This is a genomic window from Caulobacter sp. UC70_42, from assembly GCF_044056025.1.
GTDB lineage: Bacteria > Pseudomonadota > Alphaproteobacteria > Caulobacterales > Caulobacteraceae > Caulobacter.
The window spans coordinates 3,149,838-3,164,864 of sequence record NZ_CP171994.1 but is presented as its reverse complement, the minus strand read 5'-3'; the positions used below and the strand labels follow the sequence as shown (position 1 = coordinate 3,164,864).

The following is a 15,027-nucleotide window of genomic DNA, read 5'->3' as shown; positions in this document are numbered from 1 at the left end:
CCTTCCCCACTCGGACCTCTCCCATGACCGCCCATCAAACCATCGAGAGCCAAGCTCCCGCCGACACCATCGATCGCGCCATGACCGGCGCCGAGATCGTGGTTCGCGGCCTCGTGGACCAGGGCGTCGAGGTTCTCTTCGGCTATCCGGGCGGCGCGGTCCTGCCGATCTATGACGCGCTGTTCCATGAACCGCGCCTGCAGCACATCCTGGTCCGGCACGAGCAGGGCGCGACCCACGCCGCCGAGGGCTACGCCCGCAGCTCGGGCAAGCCGGGCGTCGTTCTGGTCACCTCGGGCCCCGGCGCGACCAACGCCATCACCGGCATCATGGACGCCCTGATGAACTCGATCCCGATGGTCGTCATCACCGGCCAGGTTCCCACGCACCTGATCGGCACCGACGCTTTCCAGGAAGCCGACACCGTCGGCATGACGCGCTCGTGCACCAAGCACAACTACCTGGTCAAAGACGTCCGCGACCTGCCGCAGATCATCCACGAGGCCTTCAAGATCGCCACCACCGGCCGTCCGGGCCCAGTGCTGATCGACATTCCCAAGGACGTCCAGTTCGCCAAGGGCGAGTACTTCGGCCCGACCGAGATCAAGTCGACCCATGCCTATTCGCCGCGCACCAAGGCCGACGCCAGCCGCGTCGCCGAGGCCGTCAAGATGATCGCCGGCGCGCGCCGGCCGATCTTCTACACCGGCGGCGGGGTGATCAACGCCGGTCCCAGGGCCAGCGAGGCGCTGCGCGAGTTCCAGGCCCTGACCGGCGCCCCGTCACCTCGACCCTGATGGGCCTGGGCGCCTTCCCGGCCGCCGATCCGGCGTGGCTGGGCATGCTGGGCATGCACGGCACGTTCGAGGCCAACAACGCCATGCACGACTGCGACGTCATGATCTGCGTCGGCGCTCGCTTCGACGACCGCGTCACCGGTCGCCTGGACGCCTTCTCGCCGGGATCGAAGAAGATCCACATCGACATCGATCCGTCGTCGATCAACAAGAACGTGCGCGTCGAACTGCCGATCGTCGGCGACGCGGCTTCGGTGCTGGAAGACCTGATCGCCGCCTGGAAGGCCGCGAACCTGCAGCCGAACAAGGTCGCCCTGACCGACTGGTGGGCCCAGATCGACCAGTGGCGCGCCCGCGAATGCCTGAAGTACCGGGCGTCCGACACGGTCATCAAGCCGCAGTACGCCATCCAGCGCCTGTACGAGCTGACCAAGGACAAGGACGTCTACATCACCACCGAGGTCGGCCAGCACCAGATGTGGGCGGCGCAGTTCTTCCGCTTCGAGGAACCGAACCGCTGGATGACCTCCGGCGGCCTGGGCACCATGGGCTACGGCCTGCCCGCCGCCCTGGGCGTGCAGCTGGCGCACCCGAACAGCCTGGTCGTCGATATCGCCGGCGAGGCCTCGATCCAGATGTGCATCCAGGAGCTGTCGACCGCGATCCAGTTCGACCTGCCGGTCAAGATCTTCATCCTGAACAATGAGTGGATGGGCATGGTCCGCCAGTGGCAGCAGCTGCTGCACGGCGAGCGCTACAGCCACTCCTATTCCGACAGCCTGCCCGACTTCGTGAAACTGGCCGAGGCCTATGGCGCCCACGGCATCCGCTGCTCGGATCCGGCCGAGCTGGACGCCAAGATCCTGGAGATGATCAACAGCGACAAGGCGGTGATCTTCGACTGCCGCGTCGAGAAGCACGAGAACTGCCTGCCGATGATCCCCTCGGGCAAGGCCCACAACGAGATGATCATGGGCGAGGTCGAGGATATCGGCAACGTCATCGGCGAGGCCGGCGCGGGGCTGGTTTAAGGTACGGGACGGGTTAGAAACGACACATGACCAGCAACACCCAACCCGCCCCCGCCTCGGCCTACGACCTTAGCCCCATGGGCGAGCCGGAGCAGACCGCGACCTTCGCCCTGCTCGTCGACAACGAGCCTGGCGTGCTGCACCGCGTGGTCGGCCTGTTCGCCGCGCGGGGCTACAACATCGAGAGCCTCACAGTCGCCGAGACCGACCGCAAGGCCCACACCAGCCGCATCACCGTGGTGACCCGCGGCACGCGCCAGGTGCTGGACCAGATCGAGGCCCAGCTGAACAAGGTGGTCAACGTCCGCCGCGTTCACGACGTCACCCGCGACCCCAACGGCGTCGAGCGCGAGCTGGCCCTGGTCAAGGTGCGCGGGTCTGGCCCGGATCGCGTCGAGGCCCTGCGCATCGCCGAGATCTTCCGCGCCAAGCCGGTCGACACCACGCTGGAGAGCTTCGTGTTCGAGATTTCGGGCGCGCCGTCCAAGATCGACAAGTTCCTGGACCTGATGCGCCCCTTGGGCCTGGTGGAACTTTCCCGCACGGGCGTCCTTTCCATCGAGCGGGGCGTCGAAGGGATGTAGCGAATGAGCGGCCTGACCGGACTGATCGCGGGCCTGGCCCTCGCCATCCAGCAGGCCCCGCCGCCATCCGATCCGTCGACCTGGTGGTCGCCGGAGGTTCGACGCCCGACCGCCGAGCAGGATCCGCTCTACGCCCGCCGGCTAGGCAAGACCGAACAGCCCACCCCGATCGACAATGGCGTCGAGCCCCTGCTCTACCGCCTCTGGGGCCTGCACCCGCTGCAGAGCCAGGCGCTGCGCAAGGGCGAGCTGATCCTTGAGGTCTGGGCCCGTCCGGCCGGCGATGTGCGGCAAGCCGTCGTCCGCCTGACTCTGCGCCGTGACGGCCGCGCCTTCGTCCAGGCGCGCGCCGGCCTGGGCTGTTGCACCCCGGAGATCGGCCGACGGGTCGACATCAACGCCGAATTGGCCGAGCCCCGGATCGCCGCGCTGAGAGCGGTCTCCGCCGATCCAGCCTGGAGCCAGCCGCGCGCCGTCATCGTGGACTATGGCGGCGGCGCGGTGTCGGCGGTCTGCGTCGACGGCGTCTCATGGGACGTGACCCTGGTCATCCCCGGCCAAGCCCGCCATCTGCGCCGCGCCTGCGACGACGCGGAGGTCGGTTCGATCGCCGGGATCCTATCGGCGGCGATCGGCGCGGCCGTTGGACGCGACCCACGCTTCGACGCCGTCCTGCCCCGAGGCGCCGACTTCTCGCGCCAGCAGCGGGCCTATGACGACCTGCTGGCGTCGGGAGGCCGATTGAGGTCGGACGCATCCGACCGGCCCCAGCCGCCCGCCGTCCCGCCTCCGCCGGACGACGAGCCGCCAGCGGACGTCAGCCGACCTTCAGGATCTTGAAGCGGTAGAGCAGCGCGCCGAGGATCGCCCCGATCGCGGGAGCCACGAAGAACAGCCACAGCTGCGCCAGCGCCTGCCCGCCAGCCAAGAGCGCCGGACCGAAACTGCGGGCCGGATTGACCGAGACGCCGGTGACCTGGATGCCGACGATATGGATCACCGCCAGGGCGATGCCGATCCCCAGGCCAGCGAAACCGGGCGCGGCGTCGGCTCCGGTCGCGCCGAGAATGACGATGACGAAAAGCGCCGTCATCACGACCTCGAAGACAAAGGCCGCGTGCAGCGGATAGGCCCCGAGATAACCCGCCCCCCAGCCGTTCTGGCCCAGATTGGTCGTGCTTCCCGCGATACAGGCGAGCACCGCCGCGCCCGCCAGGGCCCCGACAAACTGGGCGATCCAGTAGAGGACCATCTCCTTGGCGCCCATTCGACCCGCGACGAACGCCGCGAGACTGACCGCCGGATTGACGTGGCAGCCCGAGACCGGACCGATGCCATACGCCAGAGCGATGATGGCGAAACCGAAGGCCAAGGCGATGCCCAGCTGCCCGACGTGTTCTCCCCCTAGAACCGCCGCGCCGCAGCCGAATAGAACCAAAGCAAATGTTCCGATGAATTCGGCAACAATTTTTGACATTTCAAGCCCTCCCGATCGAATTTCATAAAGTTCACTGCAGACAGTGAACTAATATGCATCCTACCGGCGAGTCCAAGAATATCTATACTGCCTCTAAGCGCCAGCCACAGGCTCCGGCTGCTCCCGCAGGCGCGCCACATCCCTCAGGGGCGGCGCGCCAAACAGGCGGGCGTACTCACGGCTGAATTGCGAGGGGCTGTCATAGCCGACCGTGTGGCCGGCCGTCGCCGCGTCCAGCCGCTGGACCAGGATCAGGCGGCGAGCCTCTTGCAGGCGGATCTGCTTCTGGTACTGCAGCGGCGACAGCGAGGTCACCGCCTTGAAGTGCTGGTGCAGGGCTGAGGCGCTCATCCGCGCCTCGTCGGCCACGGCGTCGATGCTGAAAGGCTGGTCGAAGTTGCGCTTGATCCAGCCGATGGCGCGGTTGACCTGACGCAGGCGGCCGTCGCGGCGGGCGATCTGGGCCAGCCGGGGGCCCTGCGGCCCGGTCAGCAGGCGATAGAGCATCTCGCGCTCGATCAGCGGCGCGAGGATCGGGGCGTCCTCTGGACAATCCATCAGGCCGACCATCCGGCAGGCGGCGTCGAACAACTGCGGCGTCATCGCCCCGGCCGACATGCCGCCGACCAGCGGCGCGGCGGCGTCCAGCCGCGCGGCCAGGCCGCACTCCATGATCATCTCGCTGATCAGGTTGGCGTCGAGCACGACGCGAAAGGCCAGATAGGGCTTCTCGGGCGAGGCCTCGATCACCTGGCCGGCCACCGGCACGTCGATCGACGACAGGAAGAAGTTCACGTCGTCGTATTCGTGGACGGCGTCGCCGACCAGCACGCGCTTGCGCCCCTGAGCCAGCACGCAGAAGGACGGGTCGTGGACGGCGTGCATGGGCTCCGTCGGCGCGTGGACCCGGTAGAGATTGACCCTGGGGCAGCAGGTCTCGACCGGACCCTCATCCGGCGCGAATCGTTCAATCAGGGCGGCCAGGGCCTCGCGCGTACTCATGCATTTTCCCTTTTCCGAGTGAGGCTATTCGTACGCCTTGCACGATCCTCCGTCACGCGACGCCGTTCGGTTCTGGATTTTCGTGCAATCATGCCGGAGCATCGATCTACCGGCTGGACGGACCTGTGCGCCATAGTGGCCTCGTTCCGCTTCCCAACGCGGCAACCCCCAAAATTCAGGTGCGCCTTGCGACGCTACACGCCCCGACGCGGCGTGGCGGCTCCGCGCTGGTTCGTCGCCGCCCTGCTGGGCGGGACGGCCGCGCTGACCGCCATGACCTCCGCCCTTCCGACCGTTTCGGCCGCTCCGGCCGCCTCCTCTTCATGGAGCATCGCCCGATGATGATGTCCGCCATCGTTCCCCACATCCCCGTCGCCGGCGTCTGGACGTCGCCCGACGGCCACGTTTCACTGGAGCTGCGCGCCGACGGTCGCTTCATCGAGACCCGAGCCGACTTCCCTGACGTCTTCACTGGCGTCTACGTCCTGGTCGGCGAGCGGCTGAAGCTGTTCGAGGACCACGGCGCGGTCATCAGCGGCACGTTGATCGACGGCCGCCTGAACCTGGGAGCGGCCTGAGCCTTCGCCGCCCTTCCCTTGGCGGGTCGAACCCCCTATCTGGAAATGTCCGGTTTCGGCCGGACTATGGGGATAAACGCGCACGTAATAAGCGGACTGGACCCGGGTGCGATTCCCGGCGGCTCCACCAAATCTCTCCCAAGTTATCATGGGACTGCATGGGGCCGATCAGCATCGACAGACGTGTAAAGGTGTCTGCTTTCCCTCGGCTTGATCCACCGTTTCGGGTCATTTTTCTAAATGCGAACGATAACTTCGCTGAAGAGTTCGCCGTCGCCGCGTAATGCGGTGCAGGTGAATTCGCCTCTTAAGTCCTAGGGGTTCAGATCCCTAGGCGGGGCCCGGAGGGAGCCTGCCAACAGAATCCCTCCACCTTCCACGACATCGCCGGGCTCCCTCCTCTCTATTCATTCCAGAAAGGGAATGGGGGAGCCTGCCAACAGAATCCCTCCACCTTCCAAGACATCGATTGCGCTTGTTCGGAATTCGCAGCCGCCCGCTTTGCGTGGGCGCTTCGACGCGCTAGGTTCCAAGCTTCGTTCTCAGTTCGAAGTATCGACTCCAGGCATGTCCCAGACCAATCCGCCCGAAGACCTCATGCAATACGAGGCCATGGCCCAGGACGCCCTGCGCGGCGTGGTCAAGGCGGCCTTGAAGAAGGCGGCCGCACCCGGCGGACTGCCCGAGCCTCACCATCTTTATATCACCTTCAAGACCAAGGCGGCGGGCGTCTCGGGCCCGCAGGACCTGCTGGGCAAGTACCCGGACGAGATGACCATCGTCCTGCAGCACCAGTATTGGGACCTCGCGCCGGGCGAGACCTTCTTCTCGGTGACCCTGAAATTCGGCGGCCAGCCCAAGCGCCTGTCGGTCCCCTATGCGGCCCTCACCCGCTTCTATGACCCCTCGGTGCAGTTCGCCCTGCAGTTCTCCGCCCCCGAGGTGATTGAGGACGAGCCGGAGCCCGAACCCGAGGTCGAAGACAAGACCCCCGCCCCGACCGGCGAGGAAGGTCCCAAGATCGTCTCCCTGGACCAGTTCCGGAAAAAATGAGCGCCCGCAAGAAATGAGCGACGTCGCCTCCGACGCTCCCCAGACCCTGAGCGACGAGGCGATCCTCGCGCGCTTCCGCGCATCCAAGAACGCGCCCACCGGATCCCAGACACTGGGCTTCGAGCTCTTGGCCGTGCGCCAAGCCGATCGCGAGGTCGAGGTCGGTTTCACGGCGCGCGCCGAGCTGCTGTGCAACCCGATGGGTCAGATCCAGGGCGGTTTCGTCTGCGCCATGCTGGACGAGTGCATGTCGGTCGCCGGCATGATCACTTCGGGCATGACCCACGTGGTTCCCACCCTTGAGATGAAGACCAGCTTCCTGCGCCCCACCATGCCCGGGTCATTGCGCGGCGTCGGACGCGTGGTCAAATGGGGCCGGACGGTCTGTTTCATGGAGGGCGAGCTCCGCGACTCCGAGGGGCGCCTGCTGGCCACGTCCACGGGCACGGCCATTCCAACGCCCTTCGCCAACTTCAAGAAGAAGTAGGGAGGCAGCGATGCGGGGGGCGGCGGCGGTCATTGAACTTCTGGCTTTCCTGCTCGCGCCGCTCTCGTCCGCTTGCGCGGCTGGACCGTTCGCCAATTGGGCGGCGGTTGTGGTGGCCGGGGACTTCCACGCTCACTCCGGCGCCCCGACGGAAGCCTTCGACAACGCCCGCCGCGATGTCTCCAAGACCCTTGTCGACCTTGGCTTCGACAAGGCCGCGATCCAGCAGTTCTCGGTGCGCCCCGAGCGCTATCCGGCCGACACGCCCGGCAAGTCGGAAGCCCGGGCCGTCTATGAGGCCCTCAAGACTCGGGCTTCGACGGCGGCGGCGGGGTGTCTGTTCTACATCAGCACGCACGGCAGTCCGGAGGGCGTGATTCTGGGCCGGCAGATGCTGCGCCCCCAACTGCTGGCCGCCCTGCTGGACGACGCCTGTCCCAACCGGCCCAGCGTGGTGGTGATTTCCGCCTGTTTTTTCGGGCGTCTTCGTTGGGCCGTTGCAGAAGACCAACCGCCTGATCCTGACCGCCGCCCGGCCCGACCGCGCCTCGTTCGGTTGCGGCGTGGACGACAAGTATCCCTATTTCGACGACTGCTTCCTGTCGGCCGCGCCCAGCGCCCATGACTTCGCGGCCCTGGGCGCGGGGGTCCAGGCCTGCGTGGCGCGCCGCGAAAAGGAGACCGGGGCCGAGCCCGCCTCCGAGCCGCAGGTCTGGATCGGTCCGGCCCTGCGGCCGATGCTGCCGCTCTATGCGTTCAATCGGGGCAAGCCGGCTCCACCTTGACCGGTGATCGGGTTTGACCCCCGCGCCCAGCACGTTACACAAACCCTAGGGGTTCTTCCGCTTTGCCCAGGGGACATCGTTGACGTTGCGCGTATCGCCCGCAGCCGCCCTCGCGGCGGCCTTCATCGCACTATGGTCTATCACCGGATCTGAGGCGCGGGCCCAGGACTCGTCTCCGCCCGTCGCCGACGAACCGACGCTGAACGCCGCCCCCCGTCCCTATAACAGCCTGCGCCCTCGCCGGGTGCGCCCCCGCCCCACCGTGGCGGCCACGCCGCCCAAGCCCGTCGCGGCTCCGGCCGTCGCCGCCACGCCTGCGCCTACCGCGCCCGCCATCCCGGCTCCCACGCCCCATACGCCCATGTCGGCGCCGGAGCTGGAGGCCTTCGTCGATGGCGTCGTCCGCCGCGCCATGAGCCGCGACCACATCGCCGGCGTCACCCTGTCGGTGGTCCAGAACGGTCAGGTGGTGCTCAAAAAGGGCTACGGATTTTCGAATCTGGGCCAGCGCAAGCCGGTTGATCCCGATACCACCCTGTTCCGCATCGCCTCGATCTCGAAGACGTTCACCTGGATCACCCTGATGAACGAGATCGAGTCAGGCCATATGCGCCTCGATGGTCCGGTGAATCTCTATCTGCCCGAACCCCTGCAGCTGAAGGACCAGGGCAAGAAGACCCAGGTGCGCCTGCGCGACCTGATGACCCACACCGGCGGGTTCGAAGACCGTTCGATGGGCCAGCTGTTCGAGCGCGATCCCAGCCGCGTCCGCACCCTGGCCGACTACCTGCGCCAGGAACGTCCGCGCCGGGTGCGCGAGCCGGGGCTGCTGCCCAGCTATTCGAACTATGGCGCGGCCCTGGCGGGCGCCGCGGTCGCCAATGTCACCGGCAAGCCCTACGAGCAGTTGGTCAGCGAGGAGATCATCCTGCCGGCCGGCATGCGCCACACCACCTTCCGTGAGGCGCGCCCGTGGCGCGACGGCCTGCCCGCGCCGATGAACGGAGCCCTCGCCGCCGACCTATCGGACGGCTTCTCGTGGACGCCGATGGGCTGGAAGACCCAGCCGCGCGAGTTCATGGGCCAGGCGGCCCCCGCCGCCTCGGCCTCGAGCACGGCCGGCGACATGGCGCGCTACATGACCCTGCTGCTGAACGGTGGCGTGATCGACGGCAAGACCATCTTCTCGCCCAAGACCGCCTTGGCCTTCCGCACTCCGATGTACCGCCCCGCTCCGGAAGCGGCTGGCTGGAACGCCGGCTTCCAGGACGGCCCGATGCCCGGCAATCGCCGCGGCTATGGCCATCAGGGCGCGACGCTCTACTTTCATTCCAACATGGTGATCGTGCCGGATCTGGGCCTGGGCGTCTTCGTCTCGGTCAATACCGACAGCGGCGCGAACCTGCCCGCCACTCTGCCCGCGACCATCGTCGAGCATTTCTACGCCCCCGCCCCGGCCGTCCCGGCCGACAGCGCCATCACCTACGCGCAGGCCAAGGCCTATGAAGGCGACTACCTGACCACTCGCCGCGCCTATGGCGGGCTGGAGGGCTTCATCAACCGCATCACCGGCCGCGCCAATGTCCGCGCCACCGCCGATGGCCGCCTGACCGTGACCGAGGGCGGCGTCAGCAGCCTCTATAACGGCACCGAACGCCCCGGCGTGTTCAAGGCTATCGACGGGCCGCTGATGCTGGTCTTCGACGCCAATGGCGACCGGCCGTCGCGCTTCTACGCCGCGCGCGGCTTCGCTACCTATGAGCGGATCGGCTTCTTCCGGTCAGCCAGCCTGCTGAAGTGGACAGCGGTGATCGCGGGCTTGGCCAGCATCGCCACCATCCTGGGCGTCCTGTTCCGCAACCGCCGCGAGGCCCGCCAGACCCCGGTCCAGGCGCGCGCCGCCCAGATGCAGACCATGCAGGCGGTGCTGTGGCTGATCTCGGCCGGCTGCATGGGCGTGTTCTCGGCCAAGGCCGCCGACCAGACCGTCGTGTTCTTCGGCTGGCCCTCCGGTTGGCTGCTCAGCGGCTCGGCCTGCGCCCTGGTCGCCGCGGCGCTCAGCATTCTCACCCTCGGCGCCCTGCCGATGGTCTGGCGCGGCGGGCGGCGGGTCGACAGCTGGAGCAGCGGCCGCAAGCTGGCCTTCACCTTCACCGCCCTGCTCTTCGTTCTGCTCAGCGTGCTCCTGGGCCTGTGGGGCTACCTGCTGCCGAAAAGCTAGTCCTGTCACCGTCCGCTCCTCGGCTCATTTTCCGGCGCCTGGCTTGCAGAACGCCGTTTGGGGAGACGAGCGAGGGAGACGCGACGTGTCAAAACTGGACGGTCTGGCGTTTGGGGGAACGGGGCTGGCGGCCTGGTCGGCGGCCACCCTGTTTTATGCCGCTTTCGGCGGAGGGCTTCTGGAAAGCGCCTTCTGGTTCTACGCGATCAACGCGTTCGCGGCGGCCGCCGCCGTGACGTTCGCCTTCCAGGCGGTCGCCCGGCTCACGCACACGCCGCGCCGCCGCCGTCTGTTCGCGATGATCCTGTTCTCGACGCCCGGCCTTGTCGCGGGGAGCCTGGTGGTCTCGCGCTACGCCGAAATCATGCCGTCGGGCGATCCCGTCAGCGTCGGCCGCTACGGCGCCTTCCTGGTGGTGCTGTACGTGGCCGTGGCCGCCTCGAGTCTTCGAGCGTTCGCCGCATAAGGCTTGAGTTCAGCTTCCGCACCTGGATGATGATCCGCTCGCGCTCGCCCGGACGCCGCTCGACCAGCAACCGGGCGACCTGGGCGTCGTCGTGAAAGGCGTAGCCCTTGATGGCGTCCAGGAGGGCCTTGGCCAGGTTGTCGAGGTCCATCCACGGCGGCTCGCCCAGATATTCCATGCCGATCTCGACGCTGAATTCGCCCCAGGCCGGGCGAGAGCCGCGCCACGACTTGCGGAAAAACTCGTAGATCAGCGGCTTGTAGTATTTGCCCTGGGTGGTCAGCCCGTCGACCACGATGGTCAGTTCGCCTCCGGCCTCGCGGGCGCGGACCTTGCCGTGGTGGGTCCAGTCGTCTTCGAACAAGCTTTCACAACCTTGAGCCTGGGGGACCGAGCGCCTAGGCGCCCATCATTTCGGCCAGCTTTAGCACGGTGTTCCAGTTCCGCGTCGTGCCGACCGGATTGCGCTTCGTCTTCTTCCAATCCCGATCCAGCAGCGAGTCGGCGATGCTGATCGGGAAGTCGATATAGAGCTCCCGCGCCGCGACCGCGAACCGCTCCGGTCCGGTGTTCGCCGCTCTCAGGATCTCTTCGTCGCCCTTCGGCAAAGGCGCCTTCAGGAAAGTGACGATCAGGTGGCTGGGATGGTCCTCGGCCTCGGCCTTGAACGGATTGCCGTCGATGATCGCCCGCAGGTCCGCCGGCGAGCGAACCATGAAGTCGGTGCGCAGGCCGATGCGGGCCTCAAGGGCGTCTTCAAGCACCTGCTCCAGCGCGGCCCCGCCCTCATGCTCCCCCCAAAGCAGGAGATTACCGCTGGCCAGATAGGTCTTGGCCTCCGTGAAGCCGACGTCCTTGGCGATGCCCAGCAGGTCTTCCTTCAGCACCTTGCGCTTGCCCGTGTTGATCGAACGGGGCAGCGCCAAATAGGGGATCATGCGGGGTCTCCTTCGCGCTTGCGAACATTGCCCTCTCGCCGCTCAAGGTCTAGACCGCGCTCGACCGTTTTTCCGGAGATCGCCGCATGACCGCCACGCGCATCGAGACCGACACCTTTGGCCCGATCGAAGTCGCCGCTGACCGCTATTGGGGCGCGCAAGCCCAGCGCAGCCTGGGCAACTTCAAGATCGGCTGGGAGAAGCAGCCCCTGCCGGTCGTTCGCGCCCTGGGCATCGTCAAGCGCGCCGCCGCCGAGACCAACCTGAAGCTGGGCAAGCTGGACGCCAAGATCGCCGAGACGATCATCGCGGCCGCCAACGAGGTGATCGACGGCAAGCTGAACGACCACTTCCCGCTGGTCGTCTGGCAGACCGGCTCGGGCACCCGAGTCGAACATGAACGCCAACGAGGTGATCTCGAACCGCGCGATCGAGATGCTGGGCGGCGAGATGGGCAGCAAGAAGCCCGTCCACCCCAACGACCACGTCAATATGAGCCAGTCATCGAACGACACCTATCCGACGGCCATGCACGTGGCCTGCGCGGAACAGATCGTCCACGACCTGCTGCCGGCCCTGAAGCACCTGCACGCCGCCCTGGAAGCCAAGACCAAGGCCTGGGCCGACATCATCAAGATCGGCCGCACCCACACCCAGGACGCGACGCCCCTGACCCTGGGCCAGGAATTTGGCGGCTATGCCCAGCAGGTCGCCAACGGCATCGAGCGCATCGAAAGCACCCTGCCCAAGCTGATGCAGTTGGCCCAGGGCGGCACCGCCGTCGGCACCGGCCTGAACGCCCCCATTGGTTTCGCGGAAGGCGTGGCCGAGGCCATCGCCGCGATCACCGGTCTTGAGTTCACCACCGCCCCGAACAAGTTCGAGGCCCTGGCCGCGCACGACGCCATGGTCTTCAGCCACGGCGCGATCAACACCGTCGCCGCCAGCCTGTTCAAGATCGCCAACGACATCCGCTTCCTGGGCTCGGGTCCGCGCGCCGGCCTCGGCGAGCTGTCGCTGCCGGAAAACGAGCCGGGCTCGTCGATCATGCCGGGCAAGGTCAATCCGACCCAGTGCGAGGCCCTCACCCAGGTCTGCGTGCAGGTGTTCGGCAACAACGCCGCCCTGACCTTCGCCGGCAGCCAGGGCCACTTCGAACTGAACGTCTACAATCCGGTGATGGCCTATAACTTCCTGCAGTCGGTCCGACTGCTGGCCGACGCGGCGATCAGCTTCACCGACAACTGCGTCGTCGGCATCGAGCCGCGCGTCGACAACATCAAGAAGGGCGTCGAGAACAGCCTGATGCTGGTCACGGCCCTGAACGGCCGCCTCGGCTACGACATCTGCGCCAAGATCGCCAAGACGGCGCACAAGAACGGCACCACGCTGCGCGAGGAAGCCGTGGGCGGCGGCTATCTGACGAACGAGGAGTTCGACCAGTACGTCCGCCCGGAAAAGATGGTCTCGCCCGGTTGAGGCTGACTTGCTCCAGCTCGTTCGCCTCTTCGACGAGCTGCCGGATGGCTTCGACGACCTGATCGCCGAGGCCTCCGACGAAGGCGTGCGCAACATGGCCCTGCTGGCGGACGGCTGGGCGCCAAAAGACCAGGCGCGCGGCGCACGCTTCCAAGACGACGGCGAGGCCATCCTCGCCGCGTTCCTCGTGGGAGAGTTGGCGGGGATCGGCGCGCTCAGCGTCGAACCCGCCGCTCCCGAGCCGGCCCGTCGCCTGCGCCGCTTCTACGTCCGGCCAGCGATGCGCCGCCGGGGCGTGGCCAGCGCCCTCGCCGCGGCCCTGATCCATGAGGGTTTCGACAGCGTCGGCCTGCTGACGGTCAACGCCAGGGCCTCCGAAGCCGCCGGCCCATTCTGGGAGGCGCAGGGGTTTGTTCCGGACACCAGCGGGCCCTGGACCCACGTGATGCGGAAGACCTGACGATGCGCGAGACGCTCGAGCGCGACGGCGCTGTTCTTGCCGCCGATTTGCTTTCCAAGCCGCATATCGAGGCGCTACGCGCCCTCGCCAATGACGCCATCGGCGCGCGCCCAGGGGCCCGCTTGCGCGGCGATGTCGCGCTCGACTCGATACTGGCGTCCAACGGCCCCGTCGGAGCCTTGGCGGCCCGCCTGACGTCCAGCGCGGCCCGCCCCGTCCGCGCGGTGATGTTCGACAAGACGCCCGAGGCCAACTGGATCGTCGCCTGGCACCAGGATCGCGTGATCCCGGTGCGGGAGCGTCGTGAGGTCGAGGGTTTCGGCCCCTGGTCGACCAAGGACGGCGTCCTGCACGTCGCGCTCGGCTCCCATCGCCTGGGGCGTGTCCCGGCCGAGGCGGCGACGCGAGAGGCCGAAGCCCTGCGCCAGTTGGTCTGCCTGGCGGACACCGCCGACGTCTGGGCCTATTCGACACCGATCCTGCACGCTTCTGACCGCGCCGAGCCGCCGCGCCGGCGACGCGTGCTGCAGGTCGACTACGCCGATTTCGATTTGCCAGGCGGCTTGGAATGGCTAGGTGTCGGCTGAAGAATCGACTGGCCATTCCGCCGGCGCGCGACCGTCTGATTTCCCGTCGACCTAAACCGCGATATGCTCCGCCCATGGACGCGCCCGAACTCGACCTCGGCATCGACCCCGAACTGCTGGTCCAGGCCAAGCGGCTGGGCATTTCCGTCTCAGGCATGAGCGAGACGCAGCTGCGGTTGCATCTGCAGAAGGTCGACCCGGCCGGCGCAGAGGAACGAGCCCGGCGGTGGGCCGAGGAAAACGCCGAAGCGATCAAGGAGCACAATCTCTTCATCGAAGAGCACGGCCTTCTCTCGGATCATCTGCGGACCTGGTGAGTGCGCCAGTTCGATCTGTACGAGAACCCGATTTCCGCGATGCGGGCGGCCGTGCCGTTCGTGCTCGTCCTCTCGTCGCACTATGCGACCGGACTGACCGAAGCGATCGTCGCGCCGGTTCTGAGAGGCAGGACGGCGCCTGTCACCGCATTCGAAATCCCATTGGAACGCGATGATGAAAGTCTGCTCATCAGCGTGACCGGCATGATCGCGATCCGTCAGACGGATCTGCGTCGCCAGGTCGGTTCGGCAGTCGAGCACGAAGACGCCATCCGTCGCGCGCTCGACCGCCTGTTCACCGGCTTCTAGTCGACCCGCGCCACGTCCCGGCCGATGGGCGCCAGGGCGATGTAGGCCAGTTGCAGGTCCTTGATCGCGAACGGGATGCCGATGATCGTGATCGCCTCGGCGACGGCGACCACCACGTGGCCCAGGGCCAGCCACCAGCCGGCCAGGATGAACCAGATCACGTTCAGGACCACGCCCAGCGGCCCAGAGCCCAGGCCGACCTCGCGGACGACGATCTCCTTGCCGAACGGCCAGAAGGCGAAGCCGGCAATGCGGAAGGCCGCGCCCGCATAAGGCAGGCCCACGATGGTGATCGCCAGCAGCACGCCGGCCAGAAGCCAGCCCAGGCCGGTGACCAGACCGCCGAAGAAGAACCACAGCACGTTCAGGATGAAACGGATCACGTCCAAAAGTCCCCAGCAAAGGCAAAGCGCCCCGGCCCTAGACGTGGCCCCGCCCGCCCTTTCTGTGAAGAGC

General features: G+C 67.1%; 15 protein-coding genes, 1 other RNA gene and 5 pseudogenes. 16 read left to right on the top strand and 5 right to left on the bottom strand.

The window, feature by feature from the left end:
- Positions 1–23 precede the first annotated feature (23 nt).
- From ACHMW8_RS15715 to ACHMW8_RS15705, 3 genes and pseudogenes are all read left to right on the top strand, one after another.
- Positions 24–1,828: pseudogene (locus ACHMW8_RS15715) on the top strand (acetolactate synthase 3 large subunit).
- A 26-nt stretch (positions 1,829–1,854) separates the two neighbouring features.
- Positions 1,855–2,412: an acetolactate synthase small subunit gene (ilvN, locus tag ACHMW8_RS15710; RefSeq protein WP_395443056.1), complete on the top strand. Its 558-nt coding sequence runs from the start codon at positions 1,855–1,857 to the stop codon at positions 2,410–2,412.
- A gap of 3 nt (positions 2,413–2,415) precedes the next feature.
- Positions 2,416–3,252 (top strand): hypothetical protein, encoded by an 837-nt coding sequence (locus ACHMW8_RS15705; RefSeq protein WP_395443055.1) that lies wholly within the window; start codon positions 2,416–2,418, stop codon positions 3,250–3,252.
- Here ACHMW8_RS15705 and ACHMW8_RS15700 read toward each other — a convergent pair.
- Positions 3,230–3,889, bottom strand: a complete 660-nt coding sequence (locus ACHMW8_RS15700) for an aquaporin (RefSeq protein WP_395443054.1) — start codon at positions 3,887–3,889, stop codon at positions 3,230–3,232. The two genes, ACHMW8_RS15705 and ACHMW8_RS15700, sit on opposite strands and share 23 nt — an antisense overlap.
- A 93-nt stretch (positions 3,890–3,982) precedes the next feature.
- A complete protein-coding gene (locus ACHMW8_RS15695) occupies positions 3,983–4,891 on the bottom strand; it encodes an AraC family transcriptional regulator N-terminal domain-containing protein (protein WP_395443053.1) in 909 nt (302 codons plus the stop codon).
- A gap of 186 nt (positions 4,892–5,077) precedes the next feature.
- Here ACHMW8_RS15695 and ACHMW8_RS15690 point away from each other — a divergent pair, with 186 nt between their 5' ends.
- From ACHMW8_RS15690 to ACHMW8_RS15655, 8 genes and pseudogenes are all read left to right on the top strand, one after another.
- Positions 5,078–5,233, top strand: coding sequence for a hypothetical protein (locus ACHMW8_RS15690; RefSeq protein ID WP_199743412.1), 156 nt, complete (start codon positions 5,078–5,080; stop codon positions 5,231–5,233).
- The gene (locus tag ACHMW8_RS15685; RefSeq protein WP_395443052.1) at positions 5,230–5,469 is read left to right on the top strand and encodes an Atu4866 domain-containing protein; all 240 of its coding nucleotides are present in this window, start codon (positions 5,230–5,232) and stop codon (positions 5,467–5,469) included. The genes ACHMW8_RS15690 and ACHMW8_RS15685 overlap by 4 nt, the downstream gene beginning before the upstream one ends.
- A gap of 9 nt (positions 5,470–5,478) precedes the next feature.
- Positions 5,479–5,843, top strand: a transfer-messenger RNA (tmRNA) gene (gene ssrA, locus ACHMW8_RS15680).
- Positions 5,844–6,036: 193 nt separating this feature from the next.
- Complete coding sequence (locus tag ACHMW8_RS15675) at positions 6,037–6,522, top strand: SspB family protein (RefSeq protein ID WP_395443051.1); 486 nt, start codon at positions 6,037–6,039, stop codon at positions 6,520–6,522.
- A gap of 13 nt (positions 6,523–6,535) precedes the next feature.
- Complete coding sequence (locus ACHMW8_RS15670; RefSeq protein WP_395443050.1) at positions 6,536–7,009, top strand: PaaI family thioesterase; 474 nt, start codon at positions 6,536–6,538, stop codon at positions 7,007–7,009.
- A gap of 10 nt (positions 7,010–7,019) precedes the next feature.
- Positions 7,020–7,794: pseudogene (locus tag ACHMW8_RS15665) on the top strand (C13 family peptidase).
- Between the two features lie 79 nt (positions 7,795–7,873).
- On the top strand, positions 7,874–10,015 hold the full coding sequence (locus ACHMW8_RS15660; RefSeq protein WP_395443049.1) for a serine hydrolase domain-containing protein: 2,142 nt from the start codon (positions 7,874–7,876) through the stop codon (positions 10,013–10,015).
- An 85-nt stretch (positions 10,016–10,100) separates the two neighbouring features.
- Positions 10,101–10,488, top strand: a pseudogene (locus tag ACHMW8_RS15655) (hypothetical protein).
- On the opposite strand, the pseudogene ACHMW8_RS15650 reads toward ACHMW8_RS15655, so the two are convergent.
- Together ACHMW8_RS15650 and ACHMW8_RS15645 are read right to left on the bottom strand one after the other, a co-directional pair.
- Positions 10,459–10,845 (bottom strand): annotated as a pseudogene (locus ACHMW8_RS15650) (RusA family crossover junction endodeoxyribonuclease); the annotation flags it as partial. The pseudogenes ACHMW8_RS15655 and ACHMW8_RS15650 overlap by 30 nt on opposite strands.
- A 34-nt stretch (positions 10,846–10,879) precedes the next feature.
- A complete protein-coding gene (locus ACHMW8_RS15645) occupies positions 10,880–11,419 on the bottom strand; it encodes a DUF1697 domain-containing protein (protein ID WP_395443048.1) in 540 nt (179 codons plus the stop codon).
- Positions 11,420–11,505: 86 nt separating this feature from the next.
- Between ACHMW8_RS15645 and fumC the strand changes: the two are divergent.
- The 5 genes and pseudogenes from fumC (at position 11,506) to ACHMW8_RS15620 (ending at position 14,571) form a co-directional block, all read left to right on the top strand.
- A pseudogene (gene fumC, locus ACHMW8_RS15640) lies at positions 11,506–12,898 on the top strand (class II fumarate hydratase).
- A 7-nt stretch (positions 12,899–12,905) separates the two neighbouring features.
- The gene (locus ACHMW8_RS15635) at positions 12,906–13,358 is read left to right on the top strand and encodes a GNAT family N-acetyltransferase (protein WP_395443047.1); all 453 of its coding nucleotides are present in this window, start codon (positions 12,906–12,908) and stop codon (positions 13,356–13,358) included.
- A 2-nt stretch (positions 13,359–13,360) separates the two neighbouring features.
- On the top strand, positions 13,361–13,945 hold the full coding sequence (locus ACHMW8_RS15630; RefSeq protein WP_395443046.1) for a phytanoyl-CoA dioxygenase: 585 nt from the start codon (positions 13,361–13,363) through the stop codon (positions 13,943–13,945).
- 74 nt (positions 13,946–14,019) lie between these two features.
- Positions 14,020–14,262, top strand: a complete 243-nt coding sequence (locus ACHMW8_RS15625) for a type II toxin-antitoxin system CcdA family antitoxin (protein WP_125156426.1) — start codon at positions 14,020–14,022, stop codon at positions 14,260–14,262.
- Complete coding sequence (locus ACHMW8_RS15620) at positions 14,263–14,571, top strand: CcdB family protein (protein WP_395443045.1); 309 nt, start codon at positions 14,263–14,265, stop codon at positions 14,569–14,571.
- Here the strand turns inward: ACHMW8_RS15620 and ACHMW8_RS15615 are convergent.
- Positions 14,568–14,954, bottom strand: coding sequence for a YccF domain-containing protein (locus ACHMW8_RS15615; RefSeq protein WP_125156424.1), 387 nt, complete (start codon positions 14,952–14,954; stop codon positions 14,568–14,570). The two genes, ACHMW8_RS15620 and ACHMW8_RS15615, sit on opposite strands and share 4 nt — an antisense overlap.
- Positions 14,955–15,027 lie beyond the last annotated feature (73 nt).

Coding starts and splice junctions, on each gene's coding strand:
- ACHMW8_RS15685 (WP_395443052.1), top strand. CDS start 5,230: ATGATGATGTCCGCCATCGTTCCCCACATCCCCGTCGCCGGCGTCTGG.
- ilvN (WP_395443056.1), top strand. CDS start 1,855: ATGACCAGCAACACCCAACCCGCCCCCGCCTCGGCCTACGACCTTAGC.
- ACHMW8_RS15695 (WP_395443053.1), bottom strand. CDS start 4,891: ATGAGTACGCGCGAGGCCCTGGCCGCCCTGATTGAACGATTCGCGCCG.
- ACHMW8_RS15705 (WP_395443055.1), top strand. CDS start 2,416: ATGAGCGGCCTGACCGGACTGATCGCGGGCCTGGCCCTCGCCATCCAG.
- ACHMW8_RS15700 (WP_395443054.1), bottom strand. CDS start 3,889: ATGTCAAAAATTGTTGCCGAATTCATCGGAACATTTGCTTTGGTTCTA.
- ACHMW8_RS15645 (WP_395443048.1), bottom strand. CDS start 11,419: ATGATCCCCTATTTGGCGCTGCCCCGTTCGATCAACACGGGCAAGCGC.
- ACHMW8_RS15625 (WP_125156426.1), top strand. CDS start 14,020: ATGGACGCGCCCGAACTCGACCTCGGCATCGACCCCGAACTGCTGGTC.
- ACHMW8_RS15670 (WP_395443050.1), top strand. CDS start 6,536: ATGAGCGACGTCGCCTCCGACGCTCCCCAGACCCTGAGCGACGAGGCG.
- ACHMW8_RS15630 (WP_395443046.1), top strand. CDS start 13,361: ATGCGCGAGACGCTCGAGCGCGACGGCGCTGTTCTTGCCGCCGATTTG.
- ACHMW8_RS15675 (WP_395443051.1), top strand. CDS start 6,037: ATGTCCCAGACCAATCCGCCCGAAGACCTCATGCAATACGAGGCCATG.